At 67.4% G+C, this 16371-nt stretch carries 12 protein-coding genes and 1 tRNA gene; all 13 read left to right on the forward strand.

Translation table 11 applies throughout. The annotated features are described in order from the left end of the window. The first annotated feature begins 27 nt into the window (after window positions 1-27). The 13 genes from BJY16_RS11420 (at window position 28) to fusA (ending at window position 16266) form a co-directional block, all read left to right on the forward strand. Window positions 28-100: transfer RNA gene (locus tag BJY16_RS11420), tRNA-Trp, on the forward strand. A 104-nt stretch (window positions 101-204) separates the two neighbouring features. Next, window positions 205-582, forward strand: a complete 378-nt coding sequence (gene secE / locus BJY16_RS11425; RefSeq protein ID WP_185039445.1) for a preprotein translocase subunit SecE — start codon at window positions 205-207, stop codon at window positions 580-582. A gap of 128 nt (window positions 583-710) precedes the next feature. After that, window positions 711-1352, forward strand: coding sequence for a transcription termination/antitermination protein NusG (gene nusG / locus BJY16_RS11430; RefSeq protein ID WP_260418565.1), 642 nt, complete (start codon window positions 711-713; stop codon window positions 1350-1352). Between the two features lie 77 nt (window positions 1353-1429). Then, the gene (gene rplA, locus BJY16_RS11435; protein WP_185039452.1) at window positions 1430-2149 is read left to right on the forward strand and encodes a 50S ribosomal protein L1; all 720 of its coding nucleotides are present in this window, start codon (window positions 1430-1432) and stop codon (window positions 2147-2149) included. A gap of 666 nt (window positions 2150-2815) precedes the next feature. Next, the gene (rplJ, locus tag BJY16_RS11440) at window positions 2816-3364 is read left to right on the forward strand and encodes a 50S ribosomal protein L10 (protein WP_185039453.1); all 549 of its coding nucleotides are present in this window, start codon (window positions 2816-2818) and stop codon (window positions 3362-3364) included. Window positions 3365-3421: 57 nt separating this feature from the next. Next, entirely contained in the window at window positions 3422-3805 is a 384-nt protein-coding gene (rplL, locus tag BJY16_RS11445; RefSeq protein ID WP_185039454.1) for a 50S ribosomal protein L7/L12, read from the forward strand. Window positions 3806-4421: 616 nt separating this feature from the next. Next, complete coding sequence (gene rpoB, locus BJY16_RS11450; protein ID WP_185039455.1) at window positions 4422-7862, forward strand: DNA-directed RNA polymerase subunit beta; 3441 nt, start codon at window positions 4422-4424, stop codon at window positions 7860-7862. A gap of 84 nt (window positions 7863-7946) precedes the next feature. After that, window positions 7947-11837, forward strand: a complete 3891-nt coding sequence (locus BJY16_RS11455) for a DNA-directed RNA polymerase subunit beta' (RefSeq protein WP_185039456.1) — start codon at window positions 7947-7949, stop codon at window positions 11835-11837. Window positions 11838-11955: 118 nt separating this feature from the next. Beyond that, complete coding sequence (locus BJY16_RS11460; protein ID WP_239177999.1) at window positions 11956-12300, forward strand: hypothetical protein; 345 nt, start codon at window positions 11956-11958, stop codon at window positions 12298-12300. Between the two features lie 144 nt (window positions 12301-12444). Then, on the forward strand, window positions 12445-12816 hold the full coding sequence (locus tag BJY16_RS11465) for a hypothetical protein (protein ID WP_185046397.1): 372 nt from the start codon (window positions 12445-12447) through the stop codon (window positions 12814-12816). A 421-nt stretch (window positions 12817-13237) separates the two neighbouring features. Then, a complete protein-coding gene (gene rpsL / locus BJY16_RS11470) occupies window positions 13238-13612 on the forward strand; it encodes a 30S ribosomal protein S12 (RefSeq protein ID WP_007465318.1) in 375 nt (124 codons plus the stop codon). Window position 13613: 1 nt separating this feature from the next. Beyond that, window positions 13614-14084, forward strand: coding sequence for a 30S ribosomal protein S7 (rpsG, locus tag BJY16_RS11475; protein WP_043531103.1), 471 nt, complete (start codon window positions 13614-13616; stop codon window positions 14082-14084). Between the two features lie 85 nt (window positions 14085-14169). Next, complete coding sequence (gene fusA, locus BJY16_RS11480) at window positions 14170-16266, forward strand: elongation factor G (RefSeq protein WP_185039457.1); 2097 nt, start codon at window positions 14170-14172, stop codon at window positions 16264-16266. The last annotated feature ends 105 nt before the right edge of the window (window positions 16267-16371 follow it).

Consider the following 16371-nt stretch of genomic DNA (forward strand, 5'->3'; position numbering starts at 1 on the left):
GTGAGTCGCAAGATGACGGTCCCGCAAAGGGGTGTAGCTCAATTGGCAGAGCAGCGGTCTCCAAAACCGCAGGCTGCAGGTTCAAGTCCTGTCACCCCTGCGCAATCCTCCTCGACGTGCCCGCCCGGTGCGCGGTTTGCACAGTCCGCGTCCGGTCGAGTGCTGACGGGAACTCACCACCACCGACGACGGAAGTAGGGCGAAGTGGCCGATAAGGACCGGCCCGGTGACGACGTCCCGGGCGACGACGAGCTGCTCGCCGACTCCGCCGGCGGTGACGATGCCGATGAGGCCGACGACGCGCCGGTGACCCGCGGTGGCGGTACGGCGGTCGCCGAGCGTACGAAGGACGACGACACCCCGAAGACGAAGAAGGAGCGCAAGCGCACCGGAGTCTTCGGCCGGATCGGCGGCTTCTTCCGTGAGGTCATCAGCGAGCTCCGCAAGGTCATCTGGCCGACGCGCAAGGAGCTGCTGACCTACACCGGCGTCGTGATCGTGTTCGTCACCGTGATGACGACGATCGTGACGGTCCTGGACTACGCGTTCGGTAAGGGGATCCTCTGGGCGCTCGGCGGCTAGCCGAGTCCCGCAGATCCCGTACCGAGTGACTTATCTGGAAGTGAGCGAGCGTGCCTGAGTACGACGACGAGACCGCGCAGTTTGCTGACGAGCAGTCGTCGCCGGTCACCGAGGAGTCGGCCGAGGAGCTGGCCGACGAGACCCCGGTGGCGGTCCAGGCGCCCGAGGCCGACGAGGACTACGACCCGGTCAAGGAGCTGCGGCAGAAGCTGCGGTACGCGCCCGGCGACTGGTACGTCGTGCACTCCTACGCCGGTTACGAGAACAAGGTCAAGACCAACCTCGAGACCCGGATCACGAGCCTCGACATGGAGGAGTTCATCTTCCAGGTCGAGGTCCCGACCCGTGAAGAGGTCGAGGTCAAGAACGGCAAGCGCAACCAGGTGCAGGCCAAGGTCTTCCCCGGTTACATCCTGGTCCGGATGGACCTGACCCCGGAGTCCTACTCCTGCGTGCGCAACACGCCCGGCGTGACCGGCTTCGTGGGCGCCACCGACCGGGTCGACCGGCCGGCCCCGCTCTCCCTCGACGAGGTGCTGAAGTGGCTGGCCCCGGCCGTCCAGGCCGAGGAGAAGAAGGCCAAGCCCGAGGTCAAGGTGCTGGACTTCGAGGTGGGCGACTCGGTCACGGTCACCGACGGCGCGTTCGCCTCGCTGCCGGCGTCGATCAGCGAGATCAACGCCGACCAGCAGAAGCTCAAGGTGCTGGTGTCGATCTTCGGCCGGGAGACCCCGGTCGAGCTGAACTTCAACCAGGTCACCAAGATCTGATCGTCGGATCCCCGGCGAGATCAGTGGGAGGGGCCGCCGTCGAGCGGCCCCGCCAACAACCACAGGAGTACTGAGAAATGGCACAGCGCAGCAAGGTCTACCGCGCCGCGGCAGAGAAGATCGACTCCGGCAAGCTCTACGAGCCGAAGGACGCGGTCGCCCTCGCCAAGGAGACCAGCTCCCAGAAGTTCGACGCCACCGTCGAGGTCGCGATGCGCCTCGGTGTCGACCCGCGTAAGGCCGACCAGATGGTCCGCGGCACCGTCAACCTGCCGCACGGCACCGGTAAGACCGCCCGCGTCATCGTCTTCGCCCAGGGCGCGAAGGCGGAGGAGGCCGTCGCGGCCGGCGCCGACGAGGTCGGCACCGACGAGCTCGTCGCCCGGATCCAGGGTGGCTGGCTGGAGTTCGACGCCGCGATCGCGACGCCGGACCAGATGGCCAAGATCGGCCGGATCGCCCGGATCCTCGGCCCGCGTGGCCTGATGCCGAACCCGAAGACCGGCACCGTCACCATGGACGTGACCAAGGCGGTCAACGAGATCAAGGGCGGCAAGATCACCTTCCGGGTGGACAAGCACTCGAACCTGCACCTGATCATCGGCAAGGCGTCCTTCAGCGCCGAGCAGCTGGTGGACAACTACGCCGCCGTGCTCGACGAGGTGCTGCGGGCCAAGCCGTCCGCCGCCAAGGGCAAGTACCTGAAGAAGGTCACCGTCAGCACCACCACCGGCCCGGGCGTCCCGGTCGACCCGAACGTGCAGAAGAACCTGCGCGGCGAGGCCGGCCAGGCCTGATCGCCGACCAGTCAGACGACGAAGCCCCCGGGGACATCCCCGGGGGCTTTTTCGTGGCCTCCCGCTGCCCCCACGAGAACCACCCTCGCTGCCGCGATGCCGCCGGCACGCTTCCGGTCCTTTTCCGGTACGACCGCAAGCCCCGTGGCAGCCGGCCCGCGAGGCCCGGCCCCCGCACGGCCGCCACGCGGCTCGTGCGGGTCCGCCGGCCCGCACGGGTCCACCCACGGACCGTTGGACGGCCAGTGACCAGCAGCGGGCCCGCACGAGCCGCGCTGCGACCCGCAGTGCTCGCGGACCTCGCGCACGGATGCGGACGGGACCGGCGTCGTACCGGAAATGGGCTGGGAGAGCGGCGTTGCGGGCGGCGCGTGCCGGACCGGAACCAGGATCGGACCGGGCGATTTGGTTTTTGCGGGGTGGCCGCGTACCGTAGCTTCTCGAAGTTCCACCCATAGACCGCTGGTCGCCGCAGTGGCCGTCGTGAGACGGACGCCGCGGCCGAAGGTCCCGTCAAGAGCGGGCGACCTGCGCAGGGAGAACGGTTCGTGATGTTGCGGCGTGCGTTCGCGCGTGCCGGAGGTCCGCCCCGTGCCCTGCGCCGGGGCGTTTTGCTTTTCCGGACCCTCTCGACCAGTGGCAACGAGCACTGAGGAGAGGAGGGACATGGCGGACAAGCCGGTCCGGGCCGACAAGGCCACGGCCGTCGCCGAGCTGACGGAGAACTTCCGTGGTTCGACGGCCACCGTGTTGACCGAATACCGCGGCCTCACCGTCAAGCAGCTCACCGAGCTGCGGCGGGCGCTGGGTCAGCAGGCCAAGTACACCGTCGCCAAGAACACGCTGGCGAAGCGTGCGGCGGGTGACGCGGGCATCGAGGGCCTCGACGCGCTGTTCACCGGTCCTACCGCGCTCGCCTTCGTGAGCGGTGACGTGGTCGAGGCGGCCAAGGGCATCCGTGCCTTCGCCAAGGCCAACCCCGCTCTGGTCATCAAGGGCGGCGTCTTCGAGGGCAAGGCTCTCTCGGCGGCCGAGGTCAACAAGCTTGCTGACCTCGAGTCCCGTGAGGTTCTGCTGGCCAAGCTGGCCGGCGCCATGAAGGGCAACCTGAGCAAGGCCGCGGCCACGTTCCAGGCTCCGCTCTCCCAGGCTGTGCGCCTGGTGGACGCCCTGCGTGACAAGCGCGAGAAGGACGGTTCCGCTGAGGCTGCCTGACCGGGCCCCGCGGAACCCAAGCACGTTCTACATCAGAAGCTAGGAAAGGTTGCCATCATGGCGAAGCTCAGCACCGAGGACCTGCTCGACGCGTTCAAGGAGATGACGCTGATCGAGCTCTCCGAGTTCGTGAAGCAGTTCGAAGAGGTCTTCGACGTCAAGGCCGCCGCGCCGGTCGCCGTCGCCGCTGCCGGTGGCGCTGCTGCTCCGGCCGAGGCCGAGGCCGAGAAGGACTCGTTCGACGTTGTTCTGGAGAGCGACGGCGGCAAGAAGATCCAGGTCATCAAGGTCGTGCGTGAGCTGACCGGCCTGGGCCTGAAGGAGGCCAAGGACACCGTCGAGGGCGCGCCGAAGGCGATCCTCGAGGGCGTCAACAAGGAGAAGGCCGAGGCCGCCAAGGCCAAGCTCGAGGGCGAGGGCGCCAAGGTCACCCTCAAGTGACCTGACGCTTCCCAGCGTTTTCCTTCGATGGCGGAGATCCGACACGGGTCTCCGCCATCGGCGTTTTCTGCGGGATCGGCGCTGGTCAGGGAGCGTCGGAGAGGCTGGTCAGGGCTTGGGTGACAAAGCGTCACAAAGCTCGCCATCCATGCAGTAAGGTCCCTCTGGTGCGCTGGCCGGACGAGCGGGTGGGTCCGACCCGCGGCACAGCCCTTGACTGTGTGTCCCCTGACAGGCACGCTGATGGCAGCAAGTTTCCGCGCTTGCGACAGCCGCCCCGTGGGTATTCGGTTGACCCGATGACCACGGACCGGCACCCGAGGAAGATGCGCCGCGTTTCTTGAGCGGCCCCGGCCACGGTGTTGACCACGATCGTGCAGGTCAACGACGTCGGGGACACGTTCCGCAGGCCACTTCGTGGTGTGGGCTGGACAGCGGTTAGCCAAGCGGCTACACTGCTAGTTTGCGCTGCCTTCTGTCTTGACGCCTGTCGTTGTATCCATGTCTTTGTATCTCCGTGAGCATGGATGTCGACGGGTGTCTTTTGGAGTGCACGCAGACCAGTTGCATCAGCAACTCAGCCGCATAGCAGCACCGGTCCTCGGAAGGACGCATCTTGGCAGCTTCCCGCCCTGCGAAGACCAGCCGTACGTCGAGCGCTTACGCACCCCGCCGTGTCTCTTTCGGCCGGATCACCGAGCAGCTAGAGGTCCCCAACCTCCTCGCCCTCCAGACGGACTCCTTCGACTGGCTGGTCGGCAACGAGGCTTGGCAGGCACGGACGACGGACGACCCGCACGCCCACTCGGGCCTCGCAGAGATCCTCGAAGAGATCAGTCCCATTGAGGACTTCTCCGGCACTATGTCGCTGTCCTTCTCGTCTCCCCGATTCGACGAGGTCAAGGCCTCGATCGAGGAGTGCAAGGAGAAGGACCTGACCTACTGCGCGCCGCTGTTCGTGACCGCGGAGTTCACCAACAACACGACTGGCGAGATCAAGAGCCAGACCGTGTTCATGGGTGACTTCCCGATGATGACCCCCAAGGGGACGTTCGTCATCAACGGCACCGAGCGCGTCGTGGTGAGCCAGCTCGTCCGCTCGCCGGGCGTGTACTTCACCAAGGAGCCGGACAAGACCTCCGACCGCGACCTCACCAGCGTCAAGGTCATCCCGAGCCGGGGTGCCTGGCTGGAGTTCGACATCGACAAGCGCGACACCGTCGGTGTCCGCATCGACCGTAAGCGTCGCCAGGCCGTCACCGTCCTCCTCAAGGCGATCGGCTGGTCCGCCGACCAGATCCGTGAGCGCTTCGGCTGGTCCGAGCTGCTCATGACGACGCTGGAGAAGGACCACATCGCCGGGCAGGACGAGGCCCTGCTCGACATCTACCGCAAGCTGCGTCCGGGCGAGCCCCCCACGCGGGAGAACGCGCAGACCCTGCTCGACAACCTCTTCTTCAACCCGAAGCGGTATGACGTCGCCAAGGTCGGCCGGTACAAGTTCAACAAGAAGCTCGAGATCGACGTCCCGATCGTCCGGGGCACGCTCTCCGAGGAAGACATCGTCAAGACCGTGGAGTACCTCTGCCGGCTGCACGCCGGTGAGGAGGGCTACGAGGCCGACGACATCGACCACTTCGGTAACCGTCGTCTGCGCACCGTCGGCGAGCTCATCCAGAACCAGGTCCGCGTCGGCCTGTCCCGGATGGAGCGCGTCGTCCGCGAGCGGATGACGACCCAGGACGTCGAGGCGATCACGCCGCAGACCCTGATCAACATCCGCCCGGTGGTGGCGGCGATCAAGGAGTTCTTCGGTACGTCGCAGCTGTCCCAGTTCATGGACCAGACCAACCCGCTCGCGGGTCTGACCCACCGTCGCCGTCTGTCGGCGCTCGGCCCGGGTGGTCTGTCGCGTGAGCGGGCCGGCTTCGAGGTCCGTGACGTGCACCCGTCGCACTACGGCCGGATGTGCCCGATCGAGACCCCCGAGGGCCCGAACATCGGCCTGATCGGCGCGCTCTCCACGTTCGCGCGGGTCAACCCGTTCGGTTTCATCGAGACGCCGTACCGCAAGGTGGAGAACGGTGTCGTCACCGACGAGGTGCACTACCTCACCGCTGACGAGGAAGACCGCTTCATCAAGGCCCAGGCGAACGCGGTGCTGTCCAGCGACGGCACCTTCGCCGAGGACCGCGTCCTGGTCCGCCGGAAGGGCGGTGAGGTCGACTACGTTCCCGGTGAGCAGGTCGACTACATGGACGTGTCGCCGCGGCAGATGACCTCGGTCGCCACCGCGATGATCCCGTTCCTCGAGCACGACGACGCCAACCGTGCCCTCATGGGCGCGAACATGCAGCGTCAGGCCGTGCCGCTGGTCAAGGCCGAGGCGCCGCTGGTCGGCACCGGCATGGAGTACCGCGCCGCGGTCGACGCCGGTGACGTGGTCGTCGCCGAGGTCGCCGGTGTGGTCGAGGACCTGTGCGCCGACTACGTGACGGTGCACCAGGACGACGGCCACCGCCGGACCTACCTGCTGCACAAGTTCCGCCGCTCGAACGCCGGCTCCTGCGTCAACCAGAAGCCGGTGGTCTTCGAGGGTGACCGGGTCGAGGCCGGCCAGGTCATCGCCGACGGCCCGTGCACCGACGAGGGGGAGATGGCCCTGGGCCGCAACCTCCTGGTCGCGTTCATGTGCTGGGAGGGCCACAACTACGAGGACGCGATCATCCTGTCGCAGCGCCTCGTGCAGCAGGACGTGCTCACCTCGATCCACATCGAGGAGCACGAGGTCGACGCCCGCGACACCAAGCTGGGTCCGGAGGAGATCACCCGCGACATCCCGAACGTCAGCGAGGAGATGCTGGCGGACCTGGACGAGCGCGGCATCATCCGGATCGGCGCCGAGGTCGTGCCCGGCGACATCCTGGTCGGCAAGGTCACCCCGAAGGGCGAGACCGAGCTGACCCCGGAGGAGCGGCTGCTGCGCGCGATCTTCGGTGAGAAGGCCCGGGAGGTCCGGGACACCTCGCTGAAGGTTCCGCACGGCGAGACCGGCACCGTCATCGGTGTCCGGACGTTCTCCCGCGAGGACGGCGACGAGCTGCCCCCGGGCGTGAACGAGCTGGTCCGGGTCTACGTGGCGCAGAAGCGGAAGATCCAGGACGGTGACAAGCTCGCCGGCCGGCACGGCAACAAGGGCGTCATCTCCAAGATCCTGCCGGTCGAGGACATGCCGTTCCTCGAGGACGGCACCCCGGTCGACATCGTGCTCAACCCGCTCGGTGTCCCGTCGCGTATGAACATCGGCCAGGTTCTGGAGACCCACCTCGGGTGGATCGCCAAGACCGGTTGGTCGGTCGAGGGCGACGACGAGGACTGGAAGCGCCAGCTCCGGTCGATCGAGGCGCACGAGTCCCCCGCCGACAGCAACGTCGCGACCCCGGTCTTCGACGGTGCCCAGGAGGAGGAGATCAAGGGCCTGCTGGAGTCGACCCTGGTGAACCGGGACGGCAAGCGGCTGGTCAACGGTGACGGCAAGGCGCAGCTGTTCGACGGCCGCTCCGGTGAGCCGCTGCCGGACCCGATCTCGGTCGGCTACGTCTACATCCTGAAGCTGAACCACCTGGTCGACGACAAGATCCACGCGCGGTCGACCGGTCCGTACTCGATGATCACGCAGCAGCCGCTCGGTGGTAAGGCCCAGTTCGGTGGCCAGCGGTTCGGCGAGATGGAGTGCTGGGCGATGCAGGCCTACGGCGCTGCTTACGCGCTGCAGGAGCTGCTCACCATTAAGTCCGACGACGTTCTCGGCCGCGTGAAGGTGTACGAGGCCATCGTCAAGGGCGAGAACATCCCGGAGCCGGGAATCCCGGAGTCGTTCAAGGTGCTTCTTAAGGAGCTCCAGTCGCTGTGCCTGAACGTTGAGGTGCTCTCCAGCGACGGTGTGGCCCTGGAGATGCGTGAGACCGACGACGAGGTCTTCCGGGCCGCGGAGGAACTCGGCATCGACCTGTCGCGGCGCCCGAACGAGGGCGTCAGCAGCGTCGAAGAGATCTGACGGAGAGCGGGCCCCGGTTCTTCTGGGGCCCGCCCCCGCCGGCCTTGAATTCACCCGAGCAACGAAACACGAGGGATAGTCCAAGTGCTCGACGTCAACTTCTTCGACGAGTTGCGCATCGGCCTGGCTACCGCTGACGACATCCGGCAGTGGTCGCACGGCGAGGTCAAGAAGCCCGAGACGATCAACTACCGCACCCTCAAGCCCGAGAAGGACGGACTCTTCTGCGAGAAGATCTTCGGTCCGCAGCGGGACTGGGAGTGCTACTGCGGCAAGTACAAGCGGGTCCGGTTCAAGGGCATCATCTGTGAGCGCTGCGGCGTCGAGGTGACCCGCTCCAAGGTCCGGCGTGAGCGCATGGGCCACATCGAGCTGGCCGCCTCGGTCACCCACATCTGGTACTTCAAGGGTGTGCCGAGCCGCCTGGGTTACCTGCTCGACCTGGCGCCCAAGGACCTCGAGAAGATCATCTACTTCGCCTCGTACGTGGTCACCAGCGTGGACGCCGAGGCGCGTCACCGCGACATGTCCACCATCGAGAACGAGATCTTCGCGGAGAAGCGGCAGTCCGAGAACGGCCGCGACTCGGAGATCGAGAAGCGGGCCGCCAAGCTGGAGCAGGACCTGGCCGAGCTCGAGGCCGAGGGTGCCAAGGCCGACGTGCGCCGCAAGGTCAAGGAAGCCGGCGAGCGCGAGATGCGCCAGATCCGGGACAAGGCGCAGCGCGAGATCGACCGCCTGGACGAGGTGCTCGACACCTTCCGCAAGCTCGACTCGAAGCAGCTGGTCACCGACGAGCTGCTCTACCGCGAGCTGCGGGACCGCTTCGGTGAGTACTTCACCGGCGGGATGGGCGCCGAGGCGATCAAGGCGCTGCTCGAGAACATGGACCTGGACGCCGAGGCGGAGAACCTTCGGGAGATCATCCGCACCGGTAAGGGCCAGCGGAAGATCCGGGCGCTCAAGCGGCTCAAGGTCGTCGCGGCGTTCCTGAACACCCGCAACTCCCCGCTCGGCATGGTGCTCGACTGCGTGCCGGTCATCCCGCCGGACCTGCGCCCGATGGTGCAGCTCGACGGTGGCCGCTTCGCCACCTCCGACCTGAACGACCTGTACCGCCGGGTCATCAACCGGAACAACCGCCTCAAGCGACTGATCGACCTCGGCGCGCCCGAGATCATCGTCAACAACGAGAAGCGGATGCTGCAGGAGGCCGTCGACGCGCTGTTCGACAACGGCCGCCGCGGCCGGCCGGTCACCGGCCCGGGTAACCGCCCGCTGAAGTCGCTCTCCGACATGCTCAAGGGCAAGCAGGGCCGGTTCCGGCAGAACCTGCTCGGCAAGCGCGTCGACTACTCCGGCCGTTCGGTCATCGTGGTCGGCCCGCGGCTGAAGCTGCACCAGTGCGGTCTGCCCAAGCAGATGGCGCTGGAGCTGTTCAAGCCGTTCGTGATGAAGCGCCTGGTCGACCTGAACCACGCGCAGAACATCAAGTCCGCCAAGCGGATGGTCGAGCGGCAGCGGCCGGTCGTGTGGGACGTGCTGGAGGAGGTCATCAGCGAGCACCCGGTGCTGCTGAACCGTGCTCCGACCCTGCACCGTCTGGGCATCCAGGCCTTCGAGCCGCAGCTGGTCGAGGGCAAGGCGATCCAGATCCACCCGCTCGTCTGCACCGCGTTCAACGCGGACTTCGACGGTGACCAGATGGCGGTGCACGTGCCGCTGTCGGCCGAGGCGCAGGCCGAGGCCCGGATCCTGATGCTGTCGTCGAACAACATCCTCAAGCCGGCCGACGGCAAGCCGGTGACCATGCCCACCCAGGACATGATCATCGGGCTGTACCACCTGACCCACCTGACGCCGGGCGCGAAGGGTGAGGGCCGGGTATTCAGCTCGGACGCCGAGGCGCGGATGGCGTACGACAACGGTGAGCTGCACCTGCAGGCGCCGGTGAAGATCCGCCTGCGCGACGTCATCGGCGTCGACAACGGTGGCAAGCAGGCCGCGTGGGAGGCGCCGGAGGAGTGGGTCGAGGGCGAGCCGCTGCTCGTCGAGACCACGCTCGGCCGGGTCATCTTCAACGAGACGCTGCCCCCGGGGTACCGGTACGTCAACTACGAGATCCGCAAGGGTCAGCTGTCGGCGATCGTCAACGACCTCGCCGAGCGCTTCCCCAAGGTCGCCCTGGCGGCGACCCTGGACGCGCTCAAGGAGGCCGGCTTCCACTGGGCCACCTGGTCCGGTGTGACGATCGGCATGGGCGACGTCATCGGCCCCCCGCGCAAGCCGGAGATCCTGCAGCGCTACCAGGTCGAGGCGGACCGGATCGACAAGCAGTACCAGCGTGGTCTGATGACCGCCGAGGAGCGCCGCGGCGAGCTGATCGAGATCTGGACCAAGGCGACCAACGAGATCTCCAAGGAGATGGAGACCTCGCTGCCGCAGGAGAACCCGCTCTGGGTCATGATCAACTCGGGTGCTCGCGGTAACCTGCTGCAGCTCCGGCAGATCGCCGCGATCCGTGGCCTGGTGGCCAACCCGAAGGGTGAGATCATCCCGCGGCCGATCACCTCGTCGTACCGCGAGGGTCTGACCGTGCTGGAGTACTTCATCTCCACGCACGGTGCCCGGAAGGGTCTGGCCGACACCGCGCTGCGGACTGCCGACTCGGGTTACCTGACCCGGCGTCTGGTGGACGTCTCGCAGGACGTCATCATCCGCGAGGAGGACTGCGGCACCGACCGCGCCATCCCGATGGCGGTCGGCGAGCGGGAGGCCGACGGCACCCTGGTCGTGCACACCCACGCCGAGACCGGCGTGCACGCGCGGACCATCGCCGACGACATCACCGACGAGGCCGGCAACCTGGTCGTCGCCCGGGGCACCGACCTCAACTCGATCCTGGTCGACAAGCTGGTCGCGGCGGGCGTCGAGAACGTCCGGGTGCGCAGCGTGCTGACCTGCGAGTCGAAGCTCGGCGTGTGCGCGGCCTGCTACGGCCGTTCGCTGCCGACCGGCAAGTCGGTCGACATCGGTGAGGCGGTCGGCATCATCGCGGCCCAGTCCATCGGTGAGCCGGGTACCCAGCTGACGATGCGTACCTTCCACACCGGTGGTGTCGCGGGTGAGGACATCACCCAGGGTCTGCCGCGTGTCCAGGAGATCTTCGAGGCCCGGGTGCCGAAGGGTAAGGCGCCGATCGCCGACACCCCCGGCCGCATCCGGATCGAGGACGGCGAGCGGTCGCGCAAGATCATCGTGATCCCGGACGACGGCAGCGACGAGATCGTGTACGACAAGATCTCCAAGCGGGTCAAGCTGCGGGCGCACGACGGCGACCACGTCAACGTCGGCGAGAAGCTCACCGAGGGCACCATCGACCCGCACGAGCTGCTGCGCATCATGGGTCCGCGCGCGGTCCAGGTCCACCTGACCAGTGAGGTCCAGGAGGTCTACCGCTCGCAGGGTGTGCTCATCCACGACAAGCACATCGAGATCATCATCCGCCAGATGCTGAAGCGGGTGACGGTCATCGACTCCGGCGCGACCGAGTTCCTGCCGGGCGTGCTGGTCGACCGGGCGCTCTTCGAGTCGGAGAACCGCCGGCTCGTGGGCGAGGGTGGCGAGCCCGCCGCCGGTCGTCCGGTGCTGATGGGTATCACCAAGGCCTCGCTGGCGACCGACTCCTGGCTCTCGGCGGCCTCCTTCCAGGAGACCACCCGGGTGCTCACCGACGCTGCGATCAACTCGCGCAGCGACTCGCTGGTGGGCCTCAAGGAGAACGTCATCATCGGTAAGCTCATCCCGGCCGGTACCGGTATCTCCAAGTACCGGAACATCCGGGTCGAGCCGACCGAGGAGGCCAAGGCCAAGGTGTACTCGATGACCGGGTACCCGGAGACCGACTACGGCTTCGGGCCGGCCAGTGGCCAGGCTGTTCCGCTGGACGACTTCGACTTCGGGTCGTACCGCTGACGCCGTACCGGGAAGGCCGACGCCGCACCAGGGGCTGAGGCCGTACCGGAAGAGCTGTATCCGCCTGGGGCGGTCGCGCATCGCGCGGCCGCCCCAGCGGCGCTTCTAGGATGGACGGGTGAGCGCTGAAGCCCTGCATGCCCGCCACCCGCTGGATCCGGAGCCGGCGCCCTCGACGAAGGCGCGGGCGGTCTTCGCGCTGGGCCTGGTCGCCCTGCTGACCGGCCCGCTGGTCGGCGGGGTGATCCCGGGCACCGTCGCCCTGCTGCTGGCCCGGCAGACGACCCGGGAGGCGTTCGCCGCCGGCGGCTACCTGACCGGTGGCCGCTGGATCCGCCGGGGCCGCACACTGGCCTGGGCCGGGCTGGTGCTGGCCCTGGTCACCCTGGTGGTGGCCGGGATCGCCGGCCTGCTGCACCTGGCCGCCGCGCCGGGCCCGGATTTCGCGCCGGGTACCGACTGATCCGGCCCCGGCCCGGGCTGCGCCACGGCGCGTCCGGGTGACATGCTTCTGAACATGATGCAACCCCCGCCCCCGCCCTACGGACCGCCGCCATACGGCCCACCGCTGCCGCCCCAGTCGGCCAGCGGCTGGGAGGCGGAACGGGTGGATGTGGTGAGCGGGACGGACTTCGGCCTGCTCCAGCTCCGGGTGGTGCCGATCACCTCGGGGCTGGCGATCGGCGGCCTGGCCGCCGGGATCGGCTCGATCCTGGTCTCGATCCTGGTGATCTGTTTCGGCTTCGGCGGCGCGGGTAGTTGGGTGGCCGGTGCCTTCACCCTGCTCAGCGTGCTGGCCGGCGGGGGAGCGGTGGCCGCCTCGCTGATCGCGATGCGGCAGATCCGGCGCTCCGGCATGCCGGGCCGGGTCCGGTTCACCGGGCGCGGGCTGGCGATCGCCGGGATCTCGTGCGGCGGGGCGGGCGCGGGAATATCGCTCCTCGCGTTGGTGCTGGGATTGGTGTTACAAGGTTCATGACGGCGCCGGCGCCGGGATCCGGCACCGCGGCATGGCCGCGCCAGGCCACCCGGTACACTGGTATACGGAGATGTCCATCGTGGGAGCCCAGGTCTGATCTGACTGGTTCATTTTGACCTGGGTGCTTGGGGTGGGTACTCTTTCCCCTCGTGCCCGGGCTCGCCCGGGCAACTCGTGCGTGCACCCGAATCGGAACGTACGACGGGTAAAGCCGCACGACGGGCTGGGTTCGGCATGAACCCATGTCCTGACAAAGACTAGATCCGGGACGCGTGAATCAATCACGCGCGACGGGACCGTGAGCCGGACGACACGCCCGACCGCGGGTGCGGGACACTCCCTCCGGGAGGGCCCTACACACAAGGCAGAAAACTCGGTGCGGCCGTAAACAGGAAGCGGCCGAAGGGAGCGGAGAAACCCGGTGCCCACGATCCAGCAGCTGGTCCGCAAGGGCCGCCAGGCGAAGACGACCAAGACGAAGACGCCGGCACTGAAGGGAAGCCCTCAGCGGCGCGGCGTGTGTACCCGCGTGTACACCACCACCCCCAAGAAGCCGAACTCTGCGCTGCGCAAGGTCGCTCGCGTGAAGCTGAGCAGCCAGATCGAGGTCACGGCGTACATCCCGGGCGTCGGCCACAACTTGCAGGAGCACTCGATCGTGCTCGTGCGTGGCGGCCGCGTGAAGGACCTGCCCGGCGTCCGCTACAAGATCGTTCGCGGTTCGCTCGACACCCAGGGTGTCCGGAACCGCAAGCAGGCCCGCAGCCGTTACGGCGCGAAGAAGGAGAAGAGCTGACATGCCGCGTAAGGGCCCCGCTCCGCGTCACCCGGTGGTCGCTGACCCGGTGTACAACTCCCCGCTGGTCACCCAGCTGGTGAACAAGATCCTGATCGGCGGCAAGCGTCAGCTCGCCGAGCGCATCGTGTACGGCGCCCTCGAGGGCGCCCGCGAGAAGAGCGGCACCGACCCGGTGGTCATCCTCAAGCGCGCGATGGACAACGTGAAGCCGACCCTCGAGGTCCGCAGCCGCCGCGTCGGTGGCGCGACCTACCAGGTGCCGGTCGAGGTGCGTACCCCGCGCCAGACCACCCTCGGTCTGCGCTGGCTGGTCCAGTACTCCAAGGCTCGCCGCGAGAAGACCATGATCGAGCGGCTGCAGAACGAGCTGCTGGACGCCAGCAACGGCCTCGGTGCCGCGGTGAAGCGTCGCGAGGACACCCACAAGATGGCGGAGTCCAACAAGGCCTTCGCGCACTACCGCTGGTAAGACCCTGCTGCGGGCCCGGCATTCCGCCGGGCCACGGCAGTCGTACCGGTCCACGAGACGACGACGAAGAAAAGTAGGGATGGAAGTGGCCGCCGCAGACGCGCTCGCCAAGGTACGCAACATCGGCATCATGGCGCACATCGATGCTGGTAAGACCACGACGACCGAGCGAATCCTGTTCTACACCGGTATCACGTACAAGATCGGTGAGGTCCACGAGGGCGCTGCCGTCATGGACTGGATGGAGCAGGAGCAGGAGCGCGGTATCACCATCACTTCCGCCGCCACCAAGTGCGAGTGGAAGGGTCACACGATCCAGATCATCGACACGCCCGGCCACGTCGACTTCACGGTCGAGGTCGAGCGGTCGCTGCGGGTGCTCGACGGCGCGGTGGCGGTCTACGACGGCGTTGCCGGCGTGGAGCCGCAGACCGAGAACGTCTGGCGCCAGGCGGACAAGTACCACGTCCCCCGGATGTGCTTCGTCAACAAGCTCGACCGGACCGGCGCGGACTTCTTCCGTTGCGTGCAGATGATGATCGACCGGCTGAACGCGACGCCGCTGGTCCTGCAGATCCCGATCGGGCTCGAGGGCGACCACATCGGTGTCGTCGACCTGATCGAGATGCGCGCGCTCACCTGGCGTGGGGAGACCCAGAAGGGTGAGGACTACGCGATCGAGGAGATCCCGGCGGATCTGGCCGACTCCGCGGCCGAGTGGCGCGAGAAGCTGCTCGAGACCCTGGCGGACGTCGACGACGCCGTGATGGAGAAGTACCTCGAGGGCGAAGAGGTTTCGGTCGAGGAGATCAAGGCCGCCATCCGGCGCGCCACGATCGCCAGCAAGGCCAACCCGGTGCTCTGCGGCTCGGCGTTCAAGAACAAGGGTGTGCAGCCGATGCTGGACGCCGTCATTGAGTTCCTGCCGTCGCCGCTGGACATCCCGGCGATCGAGGGCACCGCGACCGACGGCGAGACGCCGATGGTCCGGAAGCCGTCGAACGACGAGCCCTTCTCGGCGCTGGCCTTCAAGATCCAGACCGACAAGCACCTCGGCAAGCTGACCTACGTCCGGGTCTACTCCGGCACGCTCGAGACCGGTACCCAGGTGATCAACTCCACCAAGGACCGCAAGGAGCGCATCGGCAAGATCTACCAGATGCACGCGAACAAGCGTGAGGAGCGCACCACCGCGCAGGCCGGCGACATCATCGCCGTCCAGGGTCTGAAGCAGACCACCACCGGTGACACGCTCTGCGACCCGGCCAAGCCGGTCATCCTGGAGTCGATGACCTTCCCGGAGCCGGTCATCCAGGTCGCCATCGAGCCGAAGACGAAGTCGGACCAGGAGAAGCTGGGCACCGCGATCCAGCGCCTCGCCGAGGAGGACCCGACCTTCCGGGTCTTCAACGACGAGGAGACCGGTCAGACCATCATCGCCGGCATGGGCGAGCTGCACCTCGACATCCTCGTCGACCGCATGCGGCGCGAGTTCAACGTCGAGGCGAACATCGGTAAGCCGCAGGTGGCGTACCGCGAGACGATCCGCGGCACCGTGGAGAAGCTCGACTACGTGCACAAGAAGCAGACCGGTGGCTCGGGTCAGTACGCGAAGGTCATCGTCAAGGTCGAGCCGCTGTCGCTCGAGGCTGACGGCCCGACCTACGAGTTCGTCAACGCGGTGACCGGTGGCCGTATCCCCAAGGAGTTCATCCCCTCGGTGGACGCGGGTGCGCAGGACTCCCTCCAGTACGGCGTGCTCGCCGGCTACCCGCTGGTGGGCGTCAAGTTCACGCTGCTGGACGGTCAGTACCACGAGGTCGACTCGTCCGAGATGGCGTTCAAGATCGCCGGCTCCATGGCGATGAAGGAGGCGGCCCGCAAGGCCGACCCCGCACTGCTGGAGCCGATGATGTCCGTCGAGGTCACCACCCCTGAGGACAACATGGGTGACGTGATCGGCGACCTCAACTCCCGTCGTGGCATGATCCAGTCGATGGAGGAGCGTCACGGCGCCCGCGTCGTCAAGGCTCTGGTGCCGCTCTCGGAGATGTTCGGCTACGTCGGCGACCTGCGGTCGAAGACTGCGGGCCGGGCTAGCTACAGCATGCAGTTCGACTCCTACGCCGAGGTTCCGCAGAACGTGGCGAAGGAGATCATCGCTAAGGCCACCGGCGCCTGACGCGTTGAGGCACGTGCGGCCCGTCGAGGGCCGCACGTGCACGAGCAGTCGACAGAGTCCTGAGCGCCTTATCGGCGTGCCGGGCGAAAAGTAATGATCAGTCCA

The sequence above is a fragment of the Actinoplanes octamycinicus genome, from assembly GCF_014205225.1.
Taxonomy (GTDB): domain Bacteria; phylum Actinomycetota; class Actinomycetes; order Mycobacteriales; family Micromonosporaceae; genus Actinoplanes; species Actinoplanes octamycinicus.

Coding starts and splice junctions, on each gene's coding strand:
- rpsG (WP_043531103.1), top strand. CDS start 13,614: ATGCCGCGTAAGGGCCCCGCTCCGCGTCACCCGGTGGTCGCTGACCCG.
- rplL (WP_185039454.1), top strand. CDS start 3,422: ATGGCGAAGCTCAGCACCGAGGACCTGCTCGACGCGTTCAAGGAGATG.
- rplA (WP_185039452.1), top strand. CDS start 1,430: ATGGCACAGCGCAGCAAGGTCTACCGCGCCGCGGCAGAGAAGATCGAC.
- rplJ (WP_185039453.1), top strand. CDS start 2,816: ATGGCGGACAAGCCGGTCCGGGCCGACAAGGCCACGGCCGTCGCCGAG.